The organism is Kitasatospora sp. NPDC048296, from assembly GCF_043201815.1.
GTDB lineage: Bacteria > Actinomycetota > Actinomycetes > Streptomycetales > Streptomycetaceae > Kitasatospora.
This window is the reverse complement of record NZ_JBICZB010000213.1, coordinates 1-1,507: the sequence shown is the minus strand read 5'-3', so window position 1 is coordinate 1,507 and position 1,507 is coordinate 1. Positions and strand designations below refer to the sequence as shown.

Annotated in this window: 2 protein-coding genes and 1 pseudogene; 2 read left to right on the top strand and 1 reads right to left on the bottom strand. The window is 72.6% G+C overall.

What is annotated here, in order from left to right; genetic code table 11:
- Both ACGF12_RS38555 and ACGF12_RS38550 read left to right on the top strand, forming a co-directional pair.
- Positions 1-399, top strand: a pseudogene (locus ACGF12_RS38555) (hypothetical protein); the annotation flags it as partial.
- A 31-nt stretch (positions 400-430) separates the two neighbouring features.
- Positions 431-952 carry a hypothetical protein gene (locus tag ACGF12_RS38550; protein ID WP_393041327.1) on the top strand — a complete coding sequence of 174 codons (522 nt, stop codon included), beginning with the start codon at positions 431-433 and terminating at the stop codon, positions 950-952.
- A gap of 72 nt (positions 953-1,024) precedes the next feature.
- Here ACGF12_RS38550 and ACGF12_RS38545 read toward each other — a convergent pair.
- On the bottom strand, positions 1,025-1,507 hold a 483-nt coding region (locus ACGF12_RS38545), incomplete at its 5' end, for a hypothetical protein (protein ID WP_393041324.1).

Here is a 1,507-nt window from a genome sequence, read left to right as displayed (position 1 = left end):
GCCACGCTCTTCCTGGGCGGCGGGTTCCTGTTCGTCGCCGTGCTGTTCGTGACCGCCGCGACCGCGTTCGGCACCCTGACCGCGGTGTACAACCCCCATTCGGCCGTGCAGCCCGAGCTGTGGGAGCACGACCGCCGCGCTGTCCTCAGTCTGCTCTCCAGCTACGCCACGCGGATGGCCGCCGTCTTCACCATGTCCACCACGACGATCGGGCACCACCTCGGCATCTTCCCGCGCTGGCTCGTCTGGCTCGGGTACCTCGTCGCCCTGGGGCTGTTCTTCGTCGTCAAGAGTGCCGCCTGGTTCGTGCTCGCCTTCCCGCTCTGGATCCTGGCCCTCAGCTGCTACATCCTGGCGGTCAACCTCCGTCCGCGGCGAGCGGAAGCCCACACGTCGTGACACGCGGCGGGCCAGTGGCTGAGCGGCATCCGTGACACGCCGCACCCCCGAAGGGGAACCAGACGCCCGGCGGCCGCCGGAACCGGTTCGGACCAACTACGCCGGCGCCGTCTACGGCTCGATGCTGGCGGCTTCGGTGGTGGCTGGAGCCGGGATCGGCAGCCCGTTCCCGCGGATCGAGCTCGTGGTGCTGCTCCTCGCCACCGGCGTGGTCTTCTGGGCTGCACACGTCTATGCCCACGTGGTGGGGGAGTCGATGGTCCACCGGGCCCTGACCCGGGCGGAGATCTCGCGGGTCTGTGCCGCCGAGCGGCCGATCCTGGGGGCAGCGGTGCCTCCGGCCGCTGCCGTGGCGATCAGTCCGCTTCTGGGGCTGGGGTTCGCGGGCACGGCATGGCTGGCCCTCGGTGTCGCCGTGGCCGAGCAGGTCGGCTGGGCCAGTGCCGTGCTCGTCCGGGCCGGCATTCCGTTGCATCGGGTGGTGGCAGCCGGCGTCGTCAACCTGCTGCTCGGACTGGTCATCGTGGTGGTCAAGGCCGTGCTCCAGCACTGACAGCCGCCCTGGCCGTACAGCGGGTTCCGGCGCTCGGCCGGGCCGGCCGGGCTGGTGGTCGAACTCGGCGGATCAGACCAGGGCGGCGCCCCAGGCGCGGGCGCGGTCGAGCTCACCGGCGCGCAGCGGGCCGTCGGTGCCCTCGACGATGAAGCCCTCGGGCTCGGCGACCACGTCGTAGTTGTGGCGGGACAGCCGCTGGGCGATGCCCTTGGCGGCGCCGCCGGATCCGGGTGCTGCGCCCCGGGTGTCGAAGGCGGCGGCGTAGGTGCCGGGTTCGGTCTTCGGGAGGCTGTGGAACCAGGAGCGCAGGCCCGGCCCCTCGGCGGTCGCCTGGGCCTCGGCGGCGGCCTCCTCGTGGCCTTCCCTGTGGTTCTCGGCCGCGACGGCCACCAGGCGGCTGAGCCCGGAGGACATACCGTGCATCTGGGTCGGTCCGCCGACCACCAGCAGGTCCGCGGACCGGGTCACGTCGTTGTCGGCCTGGGTCAGCGGGAGGCACTCGACGGACGCGGAGGGGGCCGCCTCGTGGACTCCCTCGGCGATGGCTTCGGC